This window comes from Paenibacillus sp. J22R67 (assembly GCF_059692175.1).
The window spans coordinates 218,659-243,531 of the sequence record NZ_JCAUAX010000007.1; the positions used below are offsets into that span (position 1 = coordinate 218,659).

The window sequence follows — 24,873 nt, forward strand, 5'->3', positions numbered from 1 at the left end:
TCTAGATTGAAAAGGTCAATGCTTTATTTTACTGTTTTGTTATAAGCGGCAAGCTTCTCAGCGATGCTTTTTGAAGCTGCATCCAAGGCATCTTTTGGTGATTTTTTACCAGTGAGCGCTTCTTCAATGGCAGTTTCAACGAGTTGACGAGCTTCAGGGAAAACACCCATGACCGCACCTTGCGTTGCTGTGTTTGCTTTCGTGTTGTGAAGTTGGTCGATTGCCGTTTGGAATTGCGGGTATTTCGCTAAGTTATCTTTGATAAGTTGCTCATCATAAGCTTTTTTCGTAATTGGGAAGTACCCCGTGTTAACGTTCCACCAAGCTTGCGTTTTTGGAGTCGTCAAGAATTTGATGAACTCCCAAGCGCCTTTTTGTTCAGCTTCGGATTTGTTGTTCAGGATATAGAGACTTGCGCCCCCAACAACGACACCGCCGTCTTTGGCATCAGCAGGTTTAGGCATAACGCTTGTTCCAACTTGGAATTTGCCTTCCGCACCTGTAACAATACCACGTAAAGATGCTGTAGAATCAAGTGTCATCGCAACTTGACCGGCGAGGAAAGCCTTTTTCGTATCATCGGTTTTGCGACCAAGATTCATGAGGGACTTGTTATCGACCATTCCCTTCCACCAAGTCAACGTTTTGACGCCTGCTTCATTGTTGAGAAGAGTTTCCGTAGCTGCTGCTGTACGTCCATTTCCATTGTTCAAGAAATCTGTACCTTGTCCAGCGAAGAATTGCTCCATGAACCAACCGTAAATGGCGAAGGACCCGCCAGCTTTACCGTCTTTGCTTAACGCTTGCGCGGCTTTTGCTACTTCTTCGTACGTTGTTGGCGGCTTCTCTGGATCTAATCCAGCAGCTTTGAACATGTCTTTGTTGTAGTAAAGAATTGGGTTTGATGTATTAAAAGGCATGGAATTCAATTTACCGTCAACTTTGTAGTAATTCAAAATGTTTTCTTCGAGCTGAGAAAGATCGAATTTATCGGCATCAACGAATTTTTGAACCGGTGTAATGGCCTTGGAATCGATCATGAAACGGGAACCGATTTCGTAGACTTGAATGAGGGATGGACCGCTTTTGGTATCCATGGAAGCTTTCATTTTGTTCAAGCTTTCATCGTAAGTACCTTGGAAGACAGCCTCAACTTGTACATCTTTCTGGGAAGCATTGAAATCTGCCACTAGTTTGTCTACTGCTTGGCCAAGTTCGCCACTCATGGAGTGCCACCAGATAACTTTGACAGGTTCTGCGGCTTTCGTTGGTGCTGTTGAAGCAGCTGCTGAACTTGCTGGTGCAGTGCTGCTAGCTGGCGTTACTTCTGCTTTGCCGCATGCACTTGCCAGCATCATCATGATTGCTGTCGCTGTTAGTGCAGTGACTCTTATGTTTACGGATTTCATTGATTTGTTTCTCTCCCTTTTTTAACTTTATTTTTATTTATGGAAATCTGACACAGCTGAATAGCTGCGCAGAGCAGCCAACAAGATTACCCTTTCACAGCCCCAGCGGTGAGTCCGCGAACGAGCTGCTTTAAACCAAGGATGAGCAGAATTAGCGATGGCAAAAGGACGATGGTTACGCCTGCCAAAACGAGGTTCCACACGGTTAATTCTTCAAATTGCAGCATGGCGATGCCGATTTGTGCAGTCCGCATTTCTTCACTGTTCGTAATGAGCAGCGGCCAGAGGTACATGTTCCATGCGTTCAGGAAAGCATAGACAGCTAGTGTAGCAAGCGCGGGTCTTCCCAAAGGCAGAACGATGCGGAAAAAGATGCGGATATGACCACAACCGTCGATACGGGCTGCTTCGAATAATTCTTTGGGCAGCTGCAGGAAAAATTGGCGCAGCAGGAAGGTACCGAATGCTGTCGCTAGGAAAGGAACCGTTAGGCCCTGCAAGCTATCTAGCCAGTCCCACTTTTTGACCGTTAAATAGTTTGGAATGATCGTGACTTCCCAAGGAATCATCATCGTCGCCATGAACAATGAGAATATGAACGCTTTTCCTTTAAACCGGATATTGGCAAAAGCGTATGCCGCCATCGAAGAGGTCATCAACTGCCCGATCATGATGAGCAGCGAGACGATGAAGCTGTTTGTAATAAATGTGCCGATGGGGACGAGTTGAAAGACGGCTAGAATACTTCCCACATAGAACCCGCTCGGTAAGAAGCGCGGCGGATAAGCCGAAGCTTCATCAGGCGTCATGAAAGTGGCTGAAAACGTGTAAAAGATCGGATAAAGCACAAGTGCGGCAGCAATGGCCAACAGGATATAAACGGTAATTTTTTGTAAGGGACGGTTCATTGATAATGCACATTCCTTTCGAACACTTTGAATTGCACAAAGGTGAAAATCAGGATGATTGTGAACAGAACAAGGGCCTGCGCGCTTCCAGTCCCAAATCGGAAGTTAATGAAAGCATCTTGATACAAGTTATAAACGAGCACATCGGTGGAGTTGATTGGTCCGCCTTTGGTAAGAATATGAATCTGTCCGAAGGACTGGAAAGCACCGATGATCGATACAATCGTGACGAAGAACACTGTTGGTGAAAGCAGTGGCATAATAATTTGCACAAACGTACGAATTGGACCGGATCCGTCGATTTTTGCGCTATCGTAGATTTCATCAGGAATACCTTGCAGGCCGCTGAACAGGACGATGTAATTGAAGCCGAGATTCATCCATACGGTCATCATGGACACGGAAAGCAGCGCCCATCGTGGATCTGTAAGCCAAGCAACAGGCTCTAGGCCCACAAGTTGCAGCAGGTAGTTAAGCATGCCAACACTTGGATGAAAAAGCATCATCCATATGACAGAGGAGGTCCCTACCGACAGAACGACAGGGAGCGAGAATATGAATTGGAAGAAACGCATCCCTTTTAGATGATTGTGTGTGAGAGCTGCGAGCAGAAGCGCAAGGGCGATGCTGGTTGGTACCGTCAGAATGGTGAATAAGCCTGTGACCTCTAAGCTTTTATAAAACTTCTCTGACGTGAAAATAGCCGTAAAGTTATCAAAGCCTACAAAGGAAGCTACCCTGCCTCTAGGGTCAGTTTCGTGCATGCTGAGATAAAAGGTTTGAATCAAAGGATAAAACAGGAAAATGCCAAAGATCAGCAGGGACGGGAATAAGAAAATATAACCAAGTAGCGTCTCCGACCATTTCGATAAAAAGATGGAACGGGTAGGAAACTCGGTGCGTGTTGTTATTTTTTTTGGAGCAGTTGAATCCAGCGTACTCATTTATTGCCCTCCACAAAATTATTAGACTAGTTCGATCTCTATTAGCTTAACGCCCTGTTATTTGACCAATGTTAAATAGGTATAAATGATTTGTGAATTTTACCTGCTTGTTTACATAATATTTACGAATAACTACTGGGCAAAAACGGACCTACTCTACTATAATTTGAGGATAAGCTGTTAATGATGTGAGGAGCGTGTTATGTATAATGAGCACAAATCAACCGATTGTAATAGGACATAGAGGAGCAGCCGGGGAAGCACCGGAAAATACGTTAAGATCTTTTGCACTTGCTTTCGAGCAAGGGGCAGAAGGTATTGAATTGGATGTACACCTCACGAAAGACGGCGAAATTGTCGTTTGTCATGATACTACACTTGATCGCACGACGAATGGTACTGGCCTTATTTGCGAAAAAAACTGGGATGAAATCAAAGAACTCGATGCTGGCTCATGGTTTTCCGATGCGTTCATTGGGGAAAGAGTGCCTCTTCTACGGGAGGTTTTTGAGATGGTCCCACGTGGTTCCCTCATCAATGTGGAAGTGAAGCACGCGTATGAAGGACTGATGGAGAAGGCGCTGCTCGCCTTTTTGCGTGAAAGCGGCAGAATGGAAGACGTGGTGATTTCCTCCTTTGATCACAAAGTGATTAAGCGGATCAAGCTGGCTGAGCCTGAGGTAAAAGTAGGGCTGCTGTATGCGGCCAACCTGATTGACCATGCTGCTTATGCACAGCAAATCGGGGTCGAGGTGCATTCCTTGCACCCTCATTATCACCATTTTGAAAAAGAAGATGGTGTATCGGCGGCAGAGGCTGGACTTGCCACGTATCCTTATACTGTGAACGTTACGAGAGATTTTAAGAAGATGATCGATGCTGGCGTTACTGGCATTATTACGGACTTTCCAGCCAAGCTTAAGGAGTTATTAAAAAGCGAGTAAGCGGTAGACGCTCGCGAGTGCTACGATTCACTATTCTGATGGATATTCTATTGCACCTTAGATTAATATGGTAGAATATGGGGATATCGGTTTGGAAGGGGAATCGTATGAACGAGAACATCTTAGCTCAAATAGGGCAAATTTCGGTTAATGCTGTGGATATTGAAAGGGCAGTTGTTTTTTATCGCGACACCTTAGGCATGAAATTTATGTTTCAAGCAGGGCAAATGGCTTTTTTTGATTGCAATGGTATTCGGTTGATGCTCAGCCTTCCTGAAAAACCAGAATTTAATCATCCTGGATCGGTCATCTATTATAGGGTGGAAGACATTAAGCGGGTGTATGAAACTTTCATCGAACGAGGTGTTGCATTTATTAGCGAACCTCATGTTGTTGCAAAAATGGGCAGTATGGATGTTTGGATGGCGTTCTTCCGGGACTCCGAGGGGAATACACTAGCATTAACGAGCGAAGTTACGAAATGAATAAGTCGCAAGAAGGACCACTGCATTCGGATGCTGTGGTCCTTTTTTTCATAAGATTTAAAGGGGAGAGGAGGGCAACAAAGGTTGCAGCAGCGCGAATCCAGCGAGTGATTGGTGAGTAGTACTAGGGAAAGTTAGTACTATCAGAATCGCACCAAATGCATACAATGGGATTATGACCTGGTATTAAGAGAAGCCCAATAAAGGAATGGATTCTTAATAGGTTTTACCAAGGTTTTCTCAGCTTTGTCATGCGAACGCTTAGGAGGAGTCACCATGATCAAATGGTTGTTTATTGTATTGTTAAGGCTTCTGCTTCCACTGCTGCGTCCTGTCATACTAGCTTGTTATCGTGTAAAAGTGAAAGGGATGCAGCGGCTTAATTTTACAGATAAAACAGTGCTCATACCTAACCATGTTTCTTTGCTGGACGCTGTTCTGCTAGCGTTGATCCTGCCCGAGGAAGTGGCCTTTGTCGTGAATACACGAATGGCCAAACGTTTTGCGTGGCCGCTCCATTTTCGTACACATATTCCAGTAGATCCACTCAACCCATACTCCGTACGGAAAATGCTAAAAACGGTGCAGAGCGGTACGCCGCTAGTCATTTTTCCGGAGGGGCGTATATCGACCACAGGCAGCATGATGAAGGTGTATGGCGGCATCGGTTACATTGCATCGAGATCTCAAGCTCATATGGTGCCGATCGCGATTAGCGGGCTGGAGCATTCCAAATTCTCGTATCTTCGCGGTAAAATGAAACAGATTTGGTTTCCGGCTGTGACCATCACGATTGGGGAATCTTTTCAAGTGCCTGTGAATGAGACACTTACGAGAAGAGTTCAGAAGGAGCGGGCAACAGATCTCATCGGCTGCCGAATGCAGAGTCATTTGGTGGACAGTCGAATGAAGCCGGAGCTTAATTTATTCAATGAGCTGCTCATTGCTGCCAAACAGCACGGAGTTTCAAAAGTTATTTGTGAAGACATGATATCGGATACGTCAATAAGCTACCGCAAGCTGCTGTTAACAACCTATACGATGGCGGAGCGATTGAAGGAGCTGCTTGGTAATCAGAAGCGCGCAGCTGTCTTACTGCCGAATGCGGCGGCGCATGTCGTCACTTTATTTTCATTATTCCGCTTAGGCATTACACCGGCGATTTTGAATTATACCGCAGGAAAAAACGCCATGCTGGACGCGTGCGAAACCGTATCTGCGGAAACGATTATCACGTCACGAGCTTTTATCGAGAAGGCGGGGTTAACCGATTTTATCCATAGTGCAAGCGGAGTTTATTCGGTTATCTATCTGGAAGAGGTGAAAGAGAGTATTGCTTTGAAACATAAATGGGCAGGAATCCGTCATTTCTTGACGAAAGCGCAAGGGCCAGTCGGGGATGGGGAAAATGAGGTTGTTCTCTTCACGTCAGGGAGTGAGAGTAAACCAAAGGGGGTTGTTCTGACCCATCGAAATATTTTTGCTAATATTCAGCAGGCCAAGGCTGTGATTGCTTTCAATGCTGCGGATATTCTTCTTGGGGCGATGCCCATGTTTCATTCGTTCGGTTTAACAGCAGGCACGATGCTGCCGGTTCTTTCTGGCATGAAGGTGGTCATGTATCCCAATCCTCTGCATTATAAAGTGATTCCAGAGATTGTGTACGATCGGAATATTACGATCTTGTTCGGTACGTCAACGTTTCTATCTGCTTACGCGAGAACGGCGCATGCTTATGATTTCGCCTGTTCGTTGAAATATGTCGTGGCTGGCGCCGAGAAGCTGAAAGAGGAAGTTCGTCAAACCTGGGCCGATAAATTTGGCATCCGAATTTTGGAAGGCTACGGCACGACGGAGACAGCGCCAGTTATTTCGCTCAACACACCTATGTATGTTAAAAAGGGAACCGTAGGCCGTGTGTTGCCAGGTATTCAGGTGAGGATTGAGAAGGTGGACGGCATCGAGCTTGGGGGTAATTTGCTTGTCAAAGGTCCTAATGTGATGAAAGGATATTTGATCCATGGACAGGGATTTGTTCCTTGCCCGGAATGGTACAGCTGCGGTGATATTGTACAAATCGATGAAGAAGGTTATTTGTCGATCCAAGGAAGGATGCAGTCTTTTGCCAAGATTGGCGGGGAAAAGGTATCGCTGCCGATGGTCGAGGAGCTCGTAGCGTCCAGCTTGCCGGCTCAAACGGTGTGCGCAGCCGTTGCTGTTCCAGATGCGCGAAAGGGAGAGCGGATTGTGGTGTACCACAATAGTGCAGGTACTCAGATTCAGCTTCTTAGAGAATCGATGAAAGAGAAAGGGCATCCGGGGATTTATATGCCTTCCGAGCTGCGCTACGTGGAGAAATTGCCGCTACTCGGCAGCGGGAAAGTAGACTATGTCACCATTAAGCGAATTGCGCTAGAGGAGCATCATGCATCTTAAGGGAGAGAAATGATATGAAAATGAAACCGCTTCAGACGCTCAACTTGACCCAATTTCTTTCCGCTTTTGCCGATAATATGATTCTCTTCATTACGCTGGCTATCATCAAACAAAATGCTTTTCCCGACTATTACATCGGAGTTGTTCAAGCATCATTTCTAGTTGCTTTCGTCCTGTTGGCGCCTTTTGTCGGTGCTCTAGCTGATAAAAACTCCAAATCCCGCATTCTTCTCGTCGGAAATGCCATCAAAAGCATCGGTATTATCGCGATGTTCCTTCATGTGGACCCAGCTGTCAGTTATGGGATCGTCGGCATAGGCGCCGCAGTGTATTCACCGGCCAAATATGGTATTCTGCCTGCGCTTACGCATTCCGATCATGAGCTGCTCCGAGCCAATGCGCGCATGGAAGGTTATACGATCATGGCGATTTTGCTTGGTTCTGTTTGTGGTGGTATTTTGGCTAAAATATCGCTATCAGGTTCGATGATCGCCTGCCTCGCCTTGTACTTGTTATCTTTGCAATTAACATTGCAAATGCCGAAGATGCAAGGAGATAGGACGATTCGCTATGGGAAGGCAGCGAGAACATTCCTTTCTGACATGAGTGCTTTGTTGAAAGACCGCGCCACCCGTTTCTCGCTTGTTGGCACTGGCTCATTCTGGATGACGTCTTCGGTTGTTCGGTTGGCGATCATCGCGTGGGTGCCGGCTCATCTTGGCATCGAGTCCATCGATCAGATCTCTATGCTTGTTGCTGTAACTGGCGTAGGAATCATGATTGGGGCACTGATGACGCCGAAGCTAGTTCCAGCCAGACGGTATTATAATTCATTTATATTCGGTATTCTCATGATCATCTGTATTCTGCTGTTCCCGCTTATCACCAATTTGTATATAACAATAGGGCTGCTCCTTCTTGTAGGATTCAGCGGCGGCGTGTTTATTGTACCTATGAATGCCGTCCTGCAAGATCGAGGCCAGGGAATGGTGGGCGCAGGGAAAACGATTGCTGTTCAAAATTTTCTGGAAAATGCGATGATGCTTGCCGGAGTTGGTCTCTATACACAAATATCCAAAGATGGGATTTCACCGGACCTGTCGATTACAGGGATTGCGTGTATCCTCGCTGGTTTCGTCGTGTACTTGATTGTACAGCGTGAGCGGTTGAAACTATCCGTTTAGCAAATGACGGTGATAGATGCCGGCTCCAAGCTGATTTGCAGAGGTGTAGCCCCCGCGTACTCGCCATCCGCTTGAATAAGCAAAGGTATTTGTGTGCGAAGTGAAATCGATGTCCCTTTATAAAATGAAACAGCGGGATGATTCGTGTGTTTGCCTTGATACACGGTGAACAGAACAGGTAACAGCCGGAAGCGCCCTCTGCTTTGAATAATGACGATATTAGCAATGCCGTCGTGAGGCGAGGCAGATGGGCATATTTGAATAGCGCCACCATAAAAGGGAATATTGGCTACTGCAGCCAGCCACGTATGAGGCAGCTCATGAACGGCACCATCCACTTCTAACCAGACAGTGCAAGGTTGATAGGTGGCGAATACACGAAGAATCGTCAGAAAGTAAGACAGTTTGCCAAGTCCGAGGCGATTCAAATATTTTTTGTAGCTGGACTCATTCGTTAGCTTGGCTACCATGCCGTCGAATCCGGCTCCTATGCTATTGACGGCAACGAGCTCATTAAGCCCGCGGAGGAGGTCGATTTGCACCTTCTTTTTCTCTGATAAGGCTATACCCAGTGCTTGAATCGGCTCTTTGGGAATGCAGTAAGCTTTGGCAAAATCATTGCCAGTTCCCGCTGGAATGACGGCAAGGCTGCAGTGAATTCCTTCTTTTTGCAAATGTGCTAGCCCGCAGGTGGCCTCATGGATCGTTCCATCCCCTCCGATTATGATGAGTTTCTTAACCGAATGTTCTGGAATGATAGAGATGGTGAGCTCTTTGGCTTCGCCAGCTTTTTTCGTTATTTTAGCGACATAGGGAATTTGGTTCATCTGTAGATGCGTTTCAATCTCCTTCCAGATGTTAGCTCCTCTGCCATTACCCGAAAGCGGATTCACAATAAAGCCTATTAATTCCATAAGAATATCCCCGATCTACAGATGAAAGTGGTAGTAATTGACTAGGAGAAAAGTTCTATAAATAAACGTATTTTGGCGAATTTTGTCTTTACATAACGTGCACATGTTTGTAAAATAAACCATAGGTAAATTAATATTTTCCATGTAAGGTAATCTAACATTATTAGAGGATCTACATGTCGGGGGGAGAACTGGACTTTGAAATTCAACATGAGTTTGAATGTGAATCAGCTAAAGAACACAAGAAATGTGAAAGCCAATCTGTCCGTCCTTCGCAATCTTAAACTACGTTACAAACTACTTTTCATGAACGCTATTGCTATTTTATTCCTTCTGATTGTAGGTATTACGGGTTATTACTTCATGGATAAGATGTCTGGTAATTCTACTAGAATGTACGAGGAAAGTCTGTTATCTGTCAAATGGATTAATCAACTAAAAACGAATTTTAATGAAACGGAATCGAATTTGCTCGAAATGATGTTATCCGTAGATGTGAAATATAAAGGTAAGCTGAAGGCTAAACTTGATGAAAACAGCGCTATGAACCAGGAACTTGTTACGAAACTGTCAGGAATCCGGTTAACGGAGGAAGAGACGGCTGCTTTCAAGGATTTTGAAGAGCTGAATAAGAAGTACCGCGAAATCGTCACAATGACGATCGAACATGCTACGAAGAATAATCAAGTTGCCTATCAGGTTTATAACAATGAGGTCTCTCCGCATGGTGACAAGACCATTGTAGCACTCGATAAATTGGTGAAGCTGAAGGAGACTGCGGCTGAAAATTTCCAGAAAACAAGCAGCAGCGATTCTAAAACATCCCATTGGGTCATCATTCTCACGGTAATTATCGCCATTGTTGTGATGACTGTGAACGCAATGGCACTCAATATGATTATTACGACTCCGATTCGTAAATTGCAGGAGCATATGGAGAAAGCAGCCAGCGGAGATCTCTCCGTCAAAGGGGATTACCCCTATGAAGATGAAGTCGGTAAATTAACGGGCTCCTTTAACGTTATGACTGGGAGCCTTCGTAGCTTGGTGTCGCAAATCGCTGACAACGCACTGACACTTTCGGCAAGCTCGGAAGAGCTTCTAGCGAGCTCGGAGCAAAGTTCGCAAGCTGCCAAACAGGTCGCGTCATCGAGCCAGCAGCTGTCGGAAGATTTTGAGAAGCAGTTTGCGGGTGTGAATCAAGCGAATGAGGCTGTGCAACAAATGCTTACAAGCACGAAGTTGATTGATGAATCTGCGCAAGAAGTAGCCAAACTTGTTGGACAAGCTACGGCTGCCGCCCAGAACGGTAAACGTTCTGTCGTATCGATCGCAGGCCAGATGGGCGAGATTTCGGAAGCGGTTCAAGAAGTGAATAGCGTCATTGAAGCATTAGGGAAAAATGCTCATAAAATTGGCGAGATTGTGAATGTCATCAATGAGATTTCCACGCAAACCAATTTGCTGTCGCTAAACGCGGCGATTGAAGCTGCACGTGCGGGTGAAGCGGGCCGCGGCTTCGCGGTTGTTGCTGGTGAAGTGCGTAAGCTTGCGGAGCAATCTGCTTCGTCAGCGCGCAATATTACGAATCTGGTCTCTACGATTCAGAGACAGATCAATCACGCGGTAAGCTCCATGCAAGATGGAGCGGGCAAAGTGCAAGCCGGATTAACGATTTCCGGCGAGGCGCAAGAATCGTTCATTCACATCGAGACTTCCGTTGATGAAGTCAACGCGAAGGTGGAGAATGTGAATCAGAACATTCACCAGCTGGTGGATGCCAATGTGCGCATTGAGCGCGTGATGGGCATTGTCAGCAGCGTCTCGGAAACAGGCATTTCCGTCAGTCAGGAGACGTCCGCTGCCAGCCAGCAGCAGATGTCCACGACGGAGGAAATCGAGAATTCGGCTAAGTCGCTGGCAGGACTAGCTGAGGAACTGCAAATTTCGCTGCAGAAATTTACGGTGTAGTTTGGGACCGCGGGCTTAGGCTCGCGGTTTTTTTGTTGGTTGGGCTGAGGGCTACGCGGTTCCCCGAGAGAGCTGAAAAGGCCGTCTCTGGAGCTATGGCGTAGGAAATGATGAGCGAGCCGTCCGAAAAGGCCGCCTCAGCAGTGTTTGCCAGTCGGGCAGGTGCCTAAGGCTGCCCGAGAGAGCCTAAAATGCCTTCTCCGGAGGTGTAGCGGAGGAAATGAAGCACGAGCCGTCCGAAAAGGCCGCCTCAGTAGTGTTTGCCATTCGGGCAAGTGCCTAAGGCTGCCCGAGAGAGCCTAAAATGCCGGATCCGGAGGTGGAGCGGAGGAAATGATGAGCGAGCCGTCCGAAAAGGCCGCCTCAGCAGCGTTTGCCAGTCGGGCAGGTGCCTAAGGCTGCCCGAGAGAGCCTAAAATGCCGTCTCCGGAGGTGTAGCGGAGGAAATGATGAGCGAGCCGTCCGAAAAGGCCGCCTCAGGAGTGTTTGGCAGTCGGATAGCTGCCTAAGGCTGCCCGAGAGAGCCTAAAATGCCGTCTCCGGAGGTGTAGCGGAGGAAATGAAGTGCGAGCCGTCCGAAAAGGCCGCCTCAGCAGTTCTGGTTAGTCGTCCGTGTGCCGATTAAACGCGAGAGAGCCGAATAGACTGGATTCACCGGATTTGCTGGAGGTTTAGTGATTGTTTTTCTCCCAGATTGTGTATGCTTGTTCATGCAAATTGTAACTACGAATGCACTTTCTACCGTCGCCGGCAGGTTTAAGTAATGATTTATCAGTCATTGCCTTTAGAATCTGGTAGGACTTACGTGAACCAATGTCAAGCAAAGCGCATACATCGTTTGGTTTTAAAGCTCTTCCAATGTTGAGTGCAAAACGAAGAACCTCTTTCTCCACAAAACTCACCGTAACATCCTTTGAAGCATCGCGGCCCAGAAATCGTCCCATGAATTGCTGCAGAATTTGTTCGCACATACGGGGGCGGGTTTTGACATCATCATAGGAAAAACGGAGGATTTTCCAGCCGTCGATGATGAGATGATTTTGGCGAATCCATTGGTCGGCAAATTGGGTGCGGCTGATTTGGGAGGCGTGAGGCCCGTAACCATCTATTTCGATGGCTAACTTCAGGGAGTGCCGCAGAAAAGCAAAGTCAAGAAATCGAGTCCCATCCCGAAAGTCTTTCACCTCATACTCAGGGTGTAAAGCCGAGAAGTTGCCGAAGGCAGGCCACCATACCTGCTGAAGAAACAATTGTTCTGCATGGCCATGGCCCTCTTTGAGTCTGCGATATCGCTCTCCCTCCCTTTTCGCGAGATGCTCGGTTAGGAAATTCTCTAATGCATTACGTAATTGCTCATTCATGCTAGTACCCCCAATAAAAATGAATAAAATAAGCCGCCTCCCTAGATTCAGCAGCAGTCCATGCTGGATCAAGAAAAGCGGCGTGTGCTTCACAGCCGATTGAAATTATTTCCATAATAGCATAACTAGTTTAATGGGAGTAGTCGTCTTGACATTTTCATAACATTCGTGTATATTAGATAGATTGATTGAAGTGAACAATATGAACACTTTAGGCTAAACCTCATTTACCCCCATACGGACGATTAGCGAGTAGAAAGTAACCCCCTCTCCTTGTTTGTTATTTCTCCCAATGACGCAGTAAAATCAGCTCATTTTATGGTAAACCCGAGGCAGTGTCATCGTGTTTCGGCAGCAGGTGTTTGTAAAGCAATTCGTACTGGCGCGGTCATTGGAGCCGCAAGGATGGAAGAGAGGTAGGGCTTTCATTGTTTTGATTCCAACACATGGATTATGCATTTTCATAGAAATCAATATTCGCAATCCTTTAGAAGAGCCTATCACACGAAGTGAGCAGCCTTCATCCATTGCGCTAATAAGACCGTTCTTGCCCTGATCACAGGGTGGGGGCGGTTTTTTAATTGATTTTGCCTATGAACGAACTGGTGAAACGCCTTCCATTCCTTTACAATGAGAGCAATAAGATCAGTGTAGAGGATGGATGAAATGGTTTGGAATATGAATTGGACATTTCTGCTGCTTGCTATCCTATTTGAAACGATAGGCACGACGGCAATGAAGATGTCATTTGGTTTTACAAAAGTTGGTCCCGCAGTAGTGATGGGGATTTGTTACATCATATGTTTCACGTTGTTTACGCTGGCTTTGAAGCAGCTTGAAGTTTCTTTGGCCTATGCCATATGGTCCGGGGTAGGGACGGCGCTGATTACGATCATCGGCATATGGTGGTTCAATGAGTCCATTTCCACGCTGAAAGTAATCTCCATTGTGCTTATCATTTTAGGAGTAATCGGGCTGCATATAAGTGGCGGAGATGAAGCGCAAGCGCAGCAGTCCAGCAAGCCTCTAGAGCCATCCGCGGCAACATTAAAAAAGGAGTGAGACCGATGAGTGAGCATCGATTTGATTTGAAAGCAGAGTGGACCGGCGGTTTGGACGGCACAGGCCACATTCGAGCAGGCAACCTGGCTGCATCGATTTCGGTGCCAAGCCAGCTAGATGGTCCTGGCATCGGCACGAATCCTGAAGAACTCTTGCTTGGTGCAGCAGCAACCTGCTATCTCATAACGCTCGGCATGCTGGTGAAGCGCCAGGGTATTCACTCGCTTGAACTGAAATCGGAGATTTACGTTGAGAACAGTCCAGCGATGAAAGTGAATCGCATCATACACCGCCCGGTCATTTCTGTTCCCGCTCATACTTCCCCAGATCAACTGGATAAAATAAACAGAGCAGCCTATCGGGCTGAACAGGCATGTATGATCAGTAAAGCACTTAAAGGCAACGTGGAAGTCACGGTGGAACCCGAAATTAGATCCGACGATAAGATGGGTCAATTATAGTGTCAAAAAGCAGGTAATAGGCACCAGCACAAGGATGGTGCCTGATTCGGGTTAGAAGGGGTCAGCCAAACGTCGATGAATTTGAACAAAAAGGTGTTTATCGGATTTTTATTTTTTATCATTATCCCTTTGTTCGTGCTGGGCACGGCTGTCTATACCGTATCCCAACAGCTAATTGAGAAGAAATACGGTGACTTAACCGAAGTTACGCTGCAGGCGATTTCTCGTAATATCTATTACATGTTCAAAGAAGCAAATTATTTCTCAGACTTTTGGATGGTTAAAGACAGCATACAGGGCATCTATCGAACGATCGATGAGGTCAGGCCGAACGAAGAAGCTCCGTCGTCCTATGATTTGAATACGTTTGATACCTTGCTGCGCGGCTCAATTTTGACCTACTCACCGATCCAGTCGGTTGTCATTTATAACAATGCCGGCAAATCCTTCAGCGCGGGGAGAACGAGCGGAAATACGCTGCCATGGAAAACGCTGTCGAGCAGCACGGCATTTGAACAGATAAAGGAACTGAATGGGAGTCCCATGTGGATGGGACCCTCTGAATATAAGGAGCTGGGGGCTGGCCGCGGGGAGTTTTATCAAGCGAGGTTGGTTAAGGATTTCTGGACGATGGACAATCTTGGCTACATGCTCCTGAAATTTAAGTTTAATGAGCTCGATCAAATTTTCAAATCTTTTAATACGAATGAAGATAGCTCGAAGCGTTACTTGCTCGTAAATAAGAGCGGACTTATTTTCTATGACAATAAGCAGCAATTGGAAGGCGCCAATGTGCTTCAACTGCTGCAAGGCAAGCTGGATCTGCGGCAAAGCAACCGAAGCTTTCAAGCTAATTTTCAAAATGAAAGAAGTCTAGTTTCTCTCTATCACTTAAATATTAATCAAATGGGTGTGCAGGACTGGAGCGTCGTATCGATTACGTCATGGAAGTACGTGGCGGGAGAAATCGAAACGATCATGAAGCTGGTCGCGGGGATTACGTTTGTTTGTTTATTTTTTGCCCTGGTCTATAATCTCGTGTTTGTTCGCCGCATTGTTCAGTTAATTCTGCGCATGCTCAATTCCATGAAAAAAGTAGAACGCGGTGATCTAACGACCCGCATGGAGGAAAGCGGCAAGGATGAAACTACGGCGCTCGCCAGAGGTTTTAATAGTCTCGTTGTGAGGGTCGAGGACCTGCTGGAAGAAGTCAAACGCCAACAGGATCGTAAGAATAAAGCTGAGCTCATGCTGCTGCAAGCGCAAATTAAGCCGCATTTTCTTTTTAATACGCTGGAGTCTATCAATGTGCTCGCGATTCAAAACCAAGGGAAGAAAGTCAGTCAAATGGTGTATCGACTAGGCAATTTGCTGCGGATCGGCATGGAGAGCAGGGAAGAGATTTCGCTTAAACAAGAACTTGATCATCTCAAGAGTTACCTCGAAATTCAGGAATTCCGCTTTGAAGACCAATTCCGCTATGAAATTGAAGCAGACCCAGAGATTTTGGATTACAGCATTCTGAAGCTTACGCTTCAACCGCTCGTAGAAAACGCTCTGCAGCATGGCTTTGAGCCGATTGATTACATGGGAGTGATCTCGATCAAAATCCTCGATGAAGGGGAGCAGATCGGGCTGTATGTCACAGATAACGGGATAGGCATCTCCAATGAGAAATTAGCTAAATTTCATTATAAAACAGAGCTGGAAACGCCTTTTCACGAAATTTTAGATGCAAATGTCAATGAAGAGCGCAGAGGTCTAGGTGTCAGTAATGTGGCTGACCGCATACGTATCCAGTACGGCCTGCATTACGGCATGTTTATTTGCAGCATGGAAGGACATGGGACGACGATGAAGATTGTAATTCCCAAAACAAAGGGGGCAGGCCTGTGAGACTAAAAGCGATTCTGGCGGATGATGAACCTAACATTTTACGTAATTTACAGGCGGTTATTCCGTGGGCTGAGCTGGAAATTGATATTGTAGGGACAGCCAAGAACGGGGTTGAGGCGCTGGAGCTATCCAGCCTGCATGGACCGGATTTGGTGATGAGCGATATTCGGATGCCTTTGATGGATGGAATTACTTTCGTCCAAAAGCTCCGTGAAATCAACGAGGCATGTAAAGTGCTGATGGTGACAGGCTATCAGGATTTCGAGTATGCGCGCTCGCTCATGCGGGTTGGTGTCAGTGATTACATCTTAAAGCCGATTAACTATGAAGAGTTAGAAAACTGCATCCGTAAGCTGGCTGGTGAAGTCAGGGAAAACAAGGCTATCAAGCAAGAGGAGCAGCAAAAGTGGGGAAAAATGAAAAATTTGGCCTATGAGAAGATCCTGCAGGATGTCCTCATGAACTATACGGAAATTTCAACTCATACCCTGCTTCCGATAGATAATAAGGATCTGGAAACCATGAAGTATTCGTTCATGATGATCGATGTGGATGATTATTCGCAAAAGTCGCTTCCTTGGTCAGAGGAAGAGCGAAGGCTGTGGAATTTCGCCGTCCGGAATGTTATGCAAGATTCATTGGCCAATTACAAAGCGGAGTATTCCGTTCTGCAGATGCGTGAAGGCGAATGGTGCCTGCTTATTCAATGGGACAGTTACGGGGAAGAGGACAATGGAACCCAAACAGAGGAAGCGCAGATGCAGGCTAATTTGTACGAAGTGGCGATAAAATTGCAAAGAGATGTCCGCGAATCCGTCAAACTTGGCATTAGTGTAGGCTTTTATCCTAGTGCTGTTGGCTTGCGTTTGCTCTCTGATACATATCGGAAGCTGCAGCGGTTCATGCAGTTAAATCTGGATAAACAGGAGTCTGTGCTGTTCTATAAGGATTCCAAAGAGCCGACGGACGCAAACAGCTCCTTATGGTATTTGGTTGAGGAGATTGTGACCGGTCTCAAACAGTTGAATCGTACGAAAACGGAGGACGCTCTGGATCGGCTGAAACTCTTGCTGGAGGGGCTGCCGAATAGTTCTTTTGCCAGAGCGTATCAAATGCTGCATTTCCTGATCCTGCATGTGCTTCGCGAATTGCGCGAGATGAATTCACTCGATGCACAGGAAGAAGAGCAGGTTTGGCGTCAACTGGATAAAAGCGAGAGCATTCAGCACCTGCTTCAAGTGATGGTGCAGCTCGCAGCTATCGGACTGGAAGGGACGAATAAGAAGAAGAACAGCGAGCTTCTGATGACGGCGGCGAAGGAATATATTCGAACCCATTATTCGAATGATTTCGGCATTGAAGATATAGCGAGCTCCCTCGGCATCTCTTCGAGTTATTTTAGCCTATTATTTAAGCAGCATTTCGGGGAAACTTTCGTTGAATATGTAACGAAACACCGGATGGAGCTGGCGAAATCCATGCTGCTGCACAGCGATAAAAATATTACCGATATCGGACGATCCGTTGGTTATATGGAACGTCGTTATTTTACAAAAGTATTTCAGAAGTTTACGGGTGAAATTCCTTCAGAGTATCGGGAGAAGCGCATGGAGCCGAAGTAGAGAATTTTGTCCCTATATAAGGAATTTATCGGTCTTTAGGACGACCCATCATTATTTTATACTTAACATGCAAGCCTAAGGGAGATCAAGAAAGATGAAAATAAGAACGTTGTTACCGGTGACAGGGGTTGTAGCCGTATCGTTCATCCTGTCCGCTTGCAGCAGCTTAAACCTATCCAGCCCAAACAACGAAGCGCCTACCCCAGGGGCAAAAAGCGAACCCATCCTGCTGACGATCCGTCACACGCAAGTGAAAGATACACAGAAAAAGCGTTTGGCGATGCTTCAGGAGGTAGTGAAGTCTACGGAGGCGAAGGTGCCAGGCCTGTCGATTACACTGGATGGCGTAGAGGACAAGGTGAATCGATTTGAAAAGCTGAGAGCCGAGATGGCTGCCGGGAATCCACCGGAGATTTTCGACTTGTTCGGCGGGACGGATACGAAGGATTATGTCAAAGCGAATAGATTGCTGGATCTGACGCCGATCTTGAGTGAATTGGGTTTAACGAACAAGTTCTACAGCTTTGAAGAGTTTACAGTCGACGGTAAGATATATGGAATCCCGATGGCCGGATATGTGGAGGGCTTGTATTATAATAAAAAGATTTTATCAGAGCATCAAATTAAACCTCCTCAGACATGGGATGAGCTGCTTGACGCTGCGGCCAAGCTGAAAGCCCAGAAGATAACGCCATTCGCGCTGGCAGCCAAAGACTCGTGGGTCATCAATATGATGAGCAACACCATGTGGGTGCGCACGGCTGGGCCCGATTCCGTTGAAGGCTTTCTGGATGGAAGCAAGCATTGGACAGACCCGGATGTCGTGGATGCTTTTGAGAAGTATGATTCCCTCGTGAAAAAAGGGTATTTCCAAGAGGGCAGCTTAGCACTTTCGTATGCCGAGCAGCAAAACAAATTCAGCAGCGGAGAGGCAGCGTTCATGTTTGACGGTAGTTGGGCCAATACGCCGCTACTTGATCCGGAGAAGTCTGCCATTGTGAAGGATGTAGGGTTCATGAGCTTCCCAGACATGGGCGGCCCTGGGGACGGCTTCATCAACGGCGGGTGGTCGAACGCCTATGGTTTCTCGAAGAAAGTTACTCCAGCGCAGCTTGATGCCATTAAGGAATTTATTAGACAGATGTACAATGAGTCGATGCAAAAAAGACAGCTGGTCGAAGAAGGCATGCCGCCTGCTATGAAGCTGCAGGATACGAGCAATGTGAATCCGTTGATTACGCAAATCTTGGATGTGTTTGCAACCAGCAAAGGGCAATTCCCTGCATTCGACTCGCGCATTCAAACCAAGGTGCGTGAGAAATTGGAACGCGGCATGCAGGAATTAGTCGGCGGAAGAACGGATCCGGTCACGCTGATGACGGACATACAGAAGCAGCAGAACGCTTCAAATAAGGAAGAAACTCATACGAATTAGTAGGATGAACCATGAACAAAGTAGGAAGAAACCCACTCGCTTACGCCATTTTTACAATACCTGCACTGCTTTTGCTGGTTATTTTTTTCTATTATCCCATGCTGATGGCGATGCGTTACGGTTTTACAGCATGGAACGGGATCCTACCTGCCAAGTGGAACGGTCTGGACAACTTCACGCAAGCTTTTCTGGACAAATATTTCTGGATCGCAATGCGAAACAACTTGTATTTTATTGCTTTTTCTATTGGCGTACAGATCCCGTTCATTGTTATTTTAGCTCTGGTGGTGAGCAAAATCCGGCGGTGGACGGGCTTTTATAAAACCATGATATTCCTTCCCACGATTCTGTCGACAGCTGTTGTCGGTGTGTTGTGGGGATTCATTTATCACCCTGAAGCGGGCTTGCTGAATCAATTGCTGGAAGCTGTGGGCTTAGGGGCTTGGAAGCATACATGGTTAGCTGACGAATCGACAGCCATGATTTCTGTACTCGTCACGAATGCCTGGCAGTGGGTTGGCTTTTATGTGATTCTCGTGTTGTCTGCGATTTATGCGATCCCCAAAACCATCCTGGAGGCAGCCGAAATGGACGGCGCGTCGAGCGCTCGTCAAGCATGGTCGATCACGCTGCCACTCTTACGTCCCGTGATCATCGTAATGATTCTACTTTCGATTATTGGGGCGATGAAAGCTCTGGATATCGTCTTTGTGATGACAGGTGGGAATCCATACGGGATAACGGAAGTAATGGCCACTTATATGTATAAAAAGGCGTACCGGATCGGCGAGTATGGCTATGCGAATGCCATCGCGCTGCTCATTCTTCTATTCACGGGTATGCTGACTTCTGTGTTTGGCTGGTTGACGGCGAAGCAAGAGGAGGTGCGGTTTTGAAGATTTGGATCAAGCGAAAAGCAATCTCCCTCCGCGGCACCATCCCGCATGCCGTACTTATGGCATACATAGGAATCATCCTGTTCCCTCTGGGCTGGGTGCTGGGTTCTTCTTTTAAAACGAATAAAGAAATCATCGCATTCCCTTGGTCTTTTCCGAAGGAGTGGCTGCTGTCCAATTATTGGAACGCGTGGACAGGCGCGCATGTCTCGCACTATTTTACGAACAGTCTCGTGATTTCGGTTATATCGGCCGTGATGACGTTACTCCTCGGTACAAGCACCTCCTTTGCCTTGACACGAATGAAGCATCCTGGACTAAGCAAGGTCATCAATCGAGTTCTGATGGTAGCTTTACTTGTGCCAGCTGGCTCTTTGCTCGTCCCTCTGTATATGCTGCTGAGAAGCATGCATCTGTACAATACGCCTCTCGCTTTGATTTTACCTTACATAACGCTCGGACTACCGCTCACGGTTTTCATGATTAGCGCATTTTTTAAGTCGATCCCGAGTGAGCTGGAGGAAGCTGGCACAATGGATGGGTTATCCATCTATGGACTGCTGTGGCGCGTCATTGTTCCGATTACCGTACCGACGCTTATTCCCGTGTTTATGCTCAATTTCCTTAGCAATTGGAATGAGTTTATGATGGCGAACCTGTTCCTGACAAAAGAGAAATTTCGCACGCTGCCTGTGAGCATGGTGGCCTTCTATGACCAGCTGAATATGAACTATGGCTCGCTTTGCGCAGCTATCATGTTCAGCCTTATCCCTGCCCTTCTGATGTATGTCCTTTTGCAGAAACGAATTATTGCCTGCATGAAAGCTTAACCACTTATCCAAGGAGCGTGTCCACTATGTCATCCACATCCAGCAACCCGCATAAACCATTAACTTTGCGGCAAAAAGTTGGTCAAATGTTTATTTGCGGCTTTGATGCTCTGGAGCCCAATCCAGCTATTACGCAGCTAATTGAGGAGTATGGGCTTGGCGGCGTTATCTACTTCCGGCGCAACGTGAAAGATGCGCACCAATTGGCTCATTTGTCCGCAGACTTGCAAGCGATGAGCCTGCACAGCGGGGGACAACCGTTATTTATCGCGGTGGATCAAGAAGGCGGTATGGTGTCCCGAATTGAAAAAGGAGCCACTTTGCTGCCAGGGAATATGGCGCTTGGGGCTGCTTTTGCACCGGCGGGCGTGTACGCAAGCTCCAAAATCATGGGCAAGGAACTGCGTCTAATGGGCGTGAACATGAACTTTGCTCCATGCCTGGATATTAACAATAATCGCTTGAATCCAGTTATCGGCGTACGCTCCTATGGGGAGACCGCGGCAATCGTCGGTGATATGGGTACGCATGCTGTGAAAGGTTTGCAGGACATGGGTGTTATTGCGACGGTCAAACATTTTCCGGGTCATGGGGATACCACGGAGGATTCGCATCATGATCTGCCGATTGTTCCGCATAGCATGGAGAGGCTGATGGAGCTTGAGCTTGCACCTTTTATCAAAGCGATTGAAGGCGGCGTAGACGCCATTATGACCGCGCATGTCGTGTTTGCGGCATTGGAACAAAACGGTGTACCCTCAACGTTATCGTATCGGATTTTAACAGAGCTGCTGCGGGAGGAACTGGGCTTCAAAGGTCTCATTGTGACGGACTGTTTGGAAATGAAGGCGATTTCTGAAGGAATTGGAGTAGCTGAAGGAGCGGTTCGTGCCATTGAGGCCGGGTCGGATCTCATTCTGGTCAGTCATACGCTGGATCGCCAAGTATCCGCCATGGAAGCCGTAATTGCAGCCGTCGAAAGCGGACGTATTCCGGAGACTCGCATTGATGAGTCTGTTCTTCGAGTAATGACCCACAAATATAAACGAGCTATCCAGTTTGACAAGCTGGCTCCGGTTCCTGAGGGACCTATTTCAACGCCTGAACATCAAATTTTGGCTAAGGAGCTGAGCCGCAAAAGCATTACGCTAGTGAAGGACGAAGTAGGCAAGTTTCTGGATATGAACGAGTCGCTGCTTGTGATCTGGACGGAAGTGCAGACGGGAACGGAAATCGATGAGGTTGTCGAGCGGCAGGGGACACTGGGCAGCACACTGTCGGAACTCACGGGAATACATGTTCAAGAGGTATATTTAGGATTATCTCCTTCTGAGTCGGAGATTACTGCGACACTGCAGTCTGCCGAAGGCAAGAAGCAGGTGGTTATGGTGACTTATAATGCTACTTTCTCGCAAGGACAGACTCAGCTGGTAAAGGGTTTGGTTAAGAAAGATGATCTGCATCTTATCGTGGCTGCAGGAAGGAATCCTTATGATTTACTTGAGTTTCCTGAGGTGAAGACGTATTTGGCTTGTTATGAGAATCGTCCGCTGGCGATGGTATCTCTGGCGAATGTGCTCCTGGGGCGTGACAAGCCAGTTGGGCGGCTGCCTGTTACGTTGTCGGAACAATACGCGATTGGATGGAGGCAGGGAGTATGAGTGAGGAGATGAAAAGGACGGAGGAAGTAATAACACAAGACGTGTTCCTGCGGGAGTACTTTGTTGGGGTGGACCTGGGCGGCACGAAGATGTTGGCCGCGCTCATTAGCGGCGATGGCAGCATCATCGCCAAGGAAGAAATCCCCACCCTGGCGCAGCAGGGTGCGGCGGCTGTACTCGATCGGCTCAGTAGCCTGATCGAGGGGCTGCTCGCGACCGCGCCCGGCGGTCGCGGCGTACTCCGCGGGATTGGCGTCGCCACCGCGGGCACGCTGGATACGGCGAACGGTGTCGTCACCTTCGCCACCAATCTCGGCTGGCGCGACGTAGCCGTCGCCGCCGTGCTGACGGACCGCTTCGCTTGCGCGGTCAGGCTAGAGAACGACGCCACCGCAGCGGCGGTCGGTGAATGGCTGGCCGGCGCGGGTGAAGGCGCGCCGGACTGTGTGTTCGTGACGATCTCCACGGGGATCGGCGGGGGGATCATATCCGGCGGGCAGCTGATCGCCGGAACGAATCATAACGCAGGGGAGCTCGGTCACATTTCCATTGATGGAAATGGGCCGCTCTGCCCCTGCGGGAATGTGGGGTGCCTGGAGCTATACGCGTCAGGCACTGCCATTGGCCGCCGCGGCGCCGATCACGTGCGCCGGGCTGGCGAGGGCGCAGCGGGCGCCCTCGTGCGGCTCGCGGGAGGCGACCCGGACCGCGTGGATGCGCGGTTGGTCGCCGCCGCAGCCGCGGAAGGGGATGCCGCAGCTAGCGGCATCCTGCGCGAAGCGGGCCGAGCCCTCGGCATCGGGCTCGTGAGCATCCTCCACCTGCTGAATCCGCAGGTGGTCATTCTTGGCGGCGGCGCGTCGCATATCGGCGAGCCTCTGCTTGGGCCGATGCGCGAAATCATCGAGGAGCGCTGCTTGCCTTCGATTCGCGGACCGGTCCGGTTCGCAGCATCTGCGCTCGGGTCCTCCGCAGGAGCCGTTGGGGCCGCGCTGCTCATGTCTCAGTCACGCTGAGGTAATTAGGTTATTACTGGTCATATGACCTATGTCACTAGACGATAGGCACCTTTTTCGTTAAAGTAGAAAAGGTTTATGAAACTTTGTTTCTTCTTAGTACGTAAGAAGAAGGTCCTGTTTTATAAGACTATCTTATTAATGAAGGGGTGTTTTCTTTGTCTCAAGCAATAGCTTCGGATACGCCGACGATGCGCTCGTTTTTTGCCAATCGTTTCGTGCAATCCATCATGCTGTCCGGTCTTTTCTTACAAATCGGAATTTGGGTTCGTAACTTTGCGATTCTTCTCTATGTCACAGACATGACTAATAATGATCCTTACTCGGTTTCTTTAATTTCGGTGGCCGAGTTTGCACCAATTTTTATTTTCTCGTTTATCGGAGGTGCCTTTGCGGATCGTTGGAGACCCAAATTGACGATGGTCTGGTGTGATATTCTCAGTGCTGCGTCTGTGTTTGCCATTATGGTGACACTATTTTACGGCTCTTGGAAAGCGATCTTTTTCGCCACGTTAGTCTCGTCAATCTTGTCTCAGTTCTCGCAGCCGTCCGGGATGAAGTTGTTCAAAGTTCATGTCCCTGAATCCCAGATGCAAATGGGCATGTCGATGTTTCAATCGATGATGGCGATTTTTATGATCCTTGGTCCTATTATGGGGACATTTGTTTACTATCATTTTGGAATTGAAGTGGCGATTGCCATCATGGGTGTTTGCTTTGTGCTTTCTGCGCTTGTGCTTACATTTCTTCCAGCAGACCGTAAAAATGAAGAAGGAACAGAAAAACCATCCACACATATTTTTGCCGAAATGGGTCAAGGTTTTAAGTATGTCATGGGTAATAAAATGCTTGTCACCTTAGGCGGCTGTTTTGCAGTAGCAGGTCTGGCAATCGGTTTGATATCTCCGCTTGGCATCTTTCTTGTAACTGAGAATCTTGGCTTGCCGAAGGAAGATCTGCAATGGTTTATGGCCGCGAACGGGATAGCGATGATCGTAGGCGGCGGAGCGACTATGGGCTTCTCCAAAAAAGTGTCCTCGCAAGCACTGCTAATTATCGGAATGACTGTAAGTGTCGTGACTTTTGCCGTCTTGGGATTGACTCATTTGGTATGGCTGGCTCTCTTGATGCAATTTTTCTCTGGTCTAGTGATGCCTGCGATTCAAATTGGGATCTCCACATTGATCCTCGGTAACACGGAGGAATCTTTCGTTGGTCGTGTGAATGGAATTTTGAATCCGTTGTTCATGGGTGCCATGGTTCTCACAATGAGTTTGGCAGGTAGAATTAAAGCTTCCTTCACGTTGGAGTCCATTTATGTCACTTCCGCCGTACTCTTCCTGATTGGTGTGTTTATTATGCTGCCTACGTTGAAGTACAAAGCAAGTGCTGCACCTAAGCCGAGCAGCGAGGAAGTTAAAGCTGGTTAGGCTTTGTT

General features: G+C 47.6%; 20 protein-coding genes. 15 read left to right on the forward strand and 5 right to left on the reverse strand.

The annotated features are described in order from the left end of the window. Positions 1–23: 23 nt before the first annotated feature. From AC58VC_RS25205 to AC58VC_RS25215, 3 genes are all read right to left on the reverse strand, one after another. The gene (locus AC58VC_RS25205) at positions 24–1,409 is read right to left on the reverse strand and encodes an ABC transporter substrate-binding protein (RefSeq protein WP_497372479.1); all 1,386 of its coding nucleotides are present in this window, start codon (positions 1,407–1,409) and stop codon (positions 24–26) included. 86 nt (positions 1,410–1,495) lie between these two features. Further along, positions 1,496–2,317: a carbohydrate ABC transporter permease gene (locus AC58VC_RS25210; protein ID WP_497372481.1), complete on the reverse strand. Its 822-nt coding sequence runs from the start codon at positions 2,315–2,317 to the stop codon at positions 1,496–1,498. Further along, positions 2,314–3,261: a carbohydrate ABC transporter permease gene (locus AC58VC_RS25215; RefSeq protein ID WP_497372491.1), complete on the reverse strand. Its 948-nt coding sequence runs from the start codon at positions 3,259–3,261 to the stop codon at positions 2,314–2,316. Before AC58VC_RS25215 ends, AC58VC_RS25210 begins: the two co-directional genes overlap by 4 nt. Positions 3,262–3,470: 209 nt before the next feature. Here AC58VC_RS25215 and AC58VC_RS25220 point away from each other — a divergent pair, with 209 nt between their 5' ends. The 4 genes from AC58VC_RS25220 to lplT all read left to right on the forward strand — a co-directional run bounded on the left by AC58VC_RS25220 (position 3,471) and on the right by lplT (position 8,310). Next, entirely contained in the window at positions 3,471–4,205 is a 735-nt protein-coding gene (locus AC58VC_RS25220) for a glycerophosphodiester phosphodiesterase (protein ID WP_497372493.1), read from the forward strand. Between the two features lie 107 nt (positions 4,206–4,312). Further along, entirely contained in the window at positions 4,313–4,690 is a 378-nt protein-coding gene (locus tag AC58VC_RS25225; RefSeq protein WP_497372495.1) for a VOC family protein, read from the forward strand. A gap of 276 nt (positions 4,691–4,966) precedes the next feature. Further along, the gene (locus AC58VC_RS25230; RefSeq protein WP_497372497.1) at positions 4,967–7,126 is read left to right on the forward strand and encodes an AMP-binding protein; all 2,160 of its coding nucleotides are present in this window, start codon (positions 4,967–4,969) and stop codon (positions 7,124–7,126) included. A gap of 14 nt (positions 7,127–7,140) precedes the next feature. Then, on the forward strand, positions 7,141–8,310 hold the full coding sequence (gene lplT, locus AC58VC_RS25235) for a lysophospholipid transporter LplT (protein ID WP_497372499.1): 1,170 nt from the start codon (positions 7,141–7,143) through the stop codon (positions 8,308–8,310). On the opposite strand, the gene AC58VC_RS25240 is transcribed toward lplT, so the two are convergent. Beyond that, entirely contained in the window at positions 8,307–9,224 is a 918-nt protein-coding gene (locus AC58VC_RS25240; protein WP_497372501.1) for a diacylglycerol/lipid kinase family protein, read from the reverse strand. The two genes, lplT and AC58VC_RS25240, sit on opposite strands and share 4 nt — an antisense overlap. A gap of 210 nt (positions 9,225–9,434) precedes the next feature. Here AC58VC_RS25240 and AC58VC_RS25245 point away from each other — a divergent pair, with 210 nt between their 5' ends. Further along, positions 9,435–11,195 (forward strand): methyl-accepting chemotaxis protein, encoded by a 1,761-nt coding sequence (locus AC58VC_RS25245; RefSeq protein ID WP_497372503.1) that lies wholly within the window; start codon positions 9,435–9,437, stop codon positions 11,193–11,195. 671 nt (positions 11,196–11,866) lie between these two features. On the opposite strand, the gene AC58VC_RS25250 is transcribed toward AC58VC_RS25245, so the two are convergent. Then, positions 11,867–12,556 carry an endonuclease domain-containing protein gene (locus AC58VC_RS25250; RefSeq protein ID WP_497372505.1) on the reverse strand — a complete coding sequence of 230 codons (690 nt, stop codon included), beginning with the start codon at positions 12,554–12,556 and terminating at the stop codon, positions 11,867–11,869. A 678-nt stretch (positions 12,557–13,234) separates the two neighbouring features. Here AC58VC_RS25250 and AC58VC_RS25255 point away from each other — a divergent pair. From AC58VC_RS25255 to AC58VC_RS25300, 10 genes are all read left to right on the forward strand, one after another. Next, positions 13,235–13,618: a DMT family transporter gene (locus AC58VC_RS25255; RefSeq protein ID WP_497372507.1), complete on the forward strand. Its 384-nt coding sequence runs from the start codon at positions 13,235–13,237 to the stop codon at positions 13,616–13,618. Between the two features lie 5 nt (positions 13,619–13,623). After that, positions 13,624–14,079: an OsmC family protein gene (locus AC58VC_RS25260; protein WP_497372508.1), complete on the forward strand. Its 456-nt coding sequence runs from the start codon at positions 13,624–13,626 to the stop codon at positions 14,077–14,079. Between the two features lie 75 nt (positions 14,080–14,154). Continuing rightward, positions 14,155–15,975, forward strand: a complete 1,821-nt coding sequence (locus AC58VC_RS25265; protein WP_497372510.1) for a sensor histidine kinase — start codon at positions 14,155–14,157, stop codon at positions 15,973–15,975. After that, a complete protein-coding gene (locus AC58VC_RS25270) occupies positions 15,972–17,597 on the forward strand; it encodes a response regulator (RefSeq protein WP_497372512.1) in 1,626 nt (541 codons plus the stop codon). Before AC58VC_RS25265 ends, AC58VC_RS25270 begins: the two co-directional genes overlap by 4 nt. A gap of 94 nt (positions 17,598–17,691) precedes the next feature. Then, positions 17,692–19,032 (forward strand): extracellular solute-binding protein, encoded by a 1,341-nt coding sequence (locus AC58VC_RS25275; RefSeq protein WP_497372514.1) that lies wholly within the window; start codon positions 17,692–17,694, stop codon positions 19,030–19,032. An 11-nt stretch (positions 19,033–19,043) separates the two neighbouring features. Beyond that, positions 19,044–19,928 carry a carbohydrate ABC transporter permease gene (locus tag AC58VC_RS25280; RefSeq protein ID WP_497372516.1) on the forward strand — a complete coding sequence of 295 codons (885 nt, stop codon included), beginning with the start codon at positions 19,044–19,046 and terminating at the stop codon, positions 19,926–19,928. Next, complete coding sequence (locus tag AC58VC_RS25285) at positions 19,925–20,758, forward strand: carbohydrate ABC transporter permease (protein WP_497372518.1); 834 nt, start codon at positions 19,925–19,927, stop codon at positions 20,756–20,758. The genes AC58VC_RS25280 and AC58VC_RS25285 overlap by 4 nt, the downstream gene beginning before the upstream one ends. A 26-nt stretch (positions 20,759–20,784) precedes the next feature. Continuing rightward, positions 20,785–22,419 (forward strand): beta-N-acetylhexosaminidase, encoded by a 1,635-nt coding sequence (gene nagZ / locus AC58VC_RS25290; RefSeq protein ID WP_497372519.1) that lies wholly within the window; start codon positions 20,785–20,787, stop codon positions 22,417–22,419. Next, positions 22,416–23,435, forward strand: a complete 1,020-nt coding sequence (locus tag AC58VC_RS25295; protein ID WP_497372521.1) for an ROK family protein — start codon at positions 22,416–22,418, stop codon at positions 23,433–23,435. Before nagZ ends, AC58VC_RS25295 begins: the two co-directional genes overlap by 4 nt. Before the next feature lie 191 nt (positions 23,436–23,626). Further along, positions 23,627–24,865 (forward strand): MFS transporter, encoded by a 1,239-nt coding sequence (locus AC58VC_RS25300; protein ID WP_497372774.1) that lies wholly within the window; start codon positions 23,627–23,629, stop codon positions 24,863–24,865. Positions 24,866–24,873 lie beyond the last annotated feature (8 nt).

What these genes read in the sequence shown, in the direction of transcription:
- AC58VC_RS25205 (WP_497372479.1), bottom strand. Translation starts at nt 1,409, where the DNA reads ATGAAATCCGTAAACATAAGAGTCACTGCACTAACAGCGACAGCAATC.
- AC58VC_RS25210 (WP_497372481.1), bottom strand. Translation starts at nt 2,317, where the DNA reads ATGAACCGTCCCTTACAAAAAATTACCGTTTATATCCTGTTGGCCATT.
- AC58VC_RS25215 (WP_497372491.1), bottom strand. Translation starts at nt 3,261, where the DNA reads ATGAGTACGCTGGATTCAACTGCTCCAAAAAAAATAACAACACGCACC.
- AC58VC_RS25220 (WP_497372493.1), top strand. Translation starts at nt 3,471, where the DNA reads ATGAGCACAAATCAACCGATTGTAATAGGACATAGAGGAGCAGCCGGG.
- AC58VC_RS25225 (WP_497372495.1), top strand. Translation starts at nt 4,313, where the DNA reads ATGAACGAGAACATCTTAGCTCAAATAGGGCAAATTTCGGTTAATGCT.
- AC58VC_RS25230 (WP_497372497.1), top strand. Translation starts at nt 4,967, where the DNA reads ATGATCAAATGGTTGTTTATTGTATTGTTAAGGCTTCTGCTTCCACTG.
- lplT (WP_497372499.1), top strand. Translation starts at nt 7,141, where the DNA reads ATGAAAATGAAACCGCTTCAGACGCTCAACTTGACCCAATTTCTTTCC.
- AC58VC_RS25240 (WP_497372501.1), bottom strand. Translation starts at nt 9,224, where the DNA reads ATGGAATTAATAGGCTTTATTGTGAATCCGCTTTCGGGTAATGGCAGA.
- AC58VC_RS25245 (WP_497372503.1), top strand. Translation starts at nt 9,435, where the DNA reads ATGAGTTTGAATGTGAATCAGCTAAAGAACACAAGAAATGTGAAAGCC.
- AC58VC_RS25250 (WP_497372505.1), bottom strand. Translation starts at nt 12,556, where the DNA reads ATGAATGAGCAATTACGTAATGCATTAGAGAATTTCCTAACCGAGCAT.
- AC58VC_RS25255 (WP_497372507.1), top strand. Translation starts at nt 13,235, where the DNA reads ATGAATTGGACATTTCTGCTGCTTGCTATCCTATTTGAAACGATAGGC.
- AC58VC_RS25260 (WP_497372508.1), top strand. Translation starts at nt 13,624, where the DNA reads ATGAGTGAGCATCGATTTGATTTGAAAGCAGAGTGGACCGGCGGTTTG.
- AC58VC_RS25265 (WP_497372510.1), top strand. Translation starts at nt 14,155, where the DNA reads ATGAATTTGAACAAAAAGGTGTTTATCGGATTTTTATTTTTTATCATT.
- AC58VC_RS25275 (WP_497372514.1), top strand. Translation starts at nt 17,692, where the DNA reads ATGAAAATAAGAACGTTGTTACCGGTGACAGGGGTTGTAGCCGTATCG.
- AC58VC_RS25280 (WP_497372516.1), top strand. Translation starts at nt 19,044, where the DNA reads ATGAACAAAGTAGGAAGAAACCCACTCGCTTACGCCATTTTTACAATA.
- nagZ (WP_497372519.1), top strand. Translation starts at nt 20,785, where the DNA reads ATGTCATCCACATCCAGCAACCCGCATAAACCATTAACTTTGCGGCAA.
- AC58VC_RS25295 (WP_497372521.1), top strand. Translation starts at nt 22,416, where the DNA reads ATGAGTGAGGAGATGAAAAGGACGGAGGAAGTAATAACACAAGACGTG.
- AC58VC_RS25300 (WP_497372774.1), top strand. Translation starts at nt 23,627, where the DNA reads ATGCGCTCGTTTTTTGCCAATCGTTTCGTGCAATCCATCATGCTGTCC.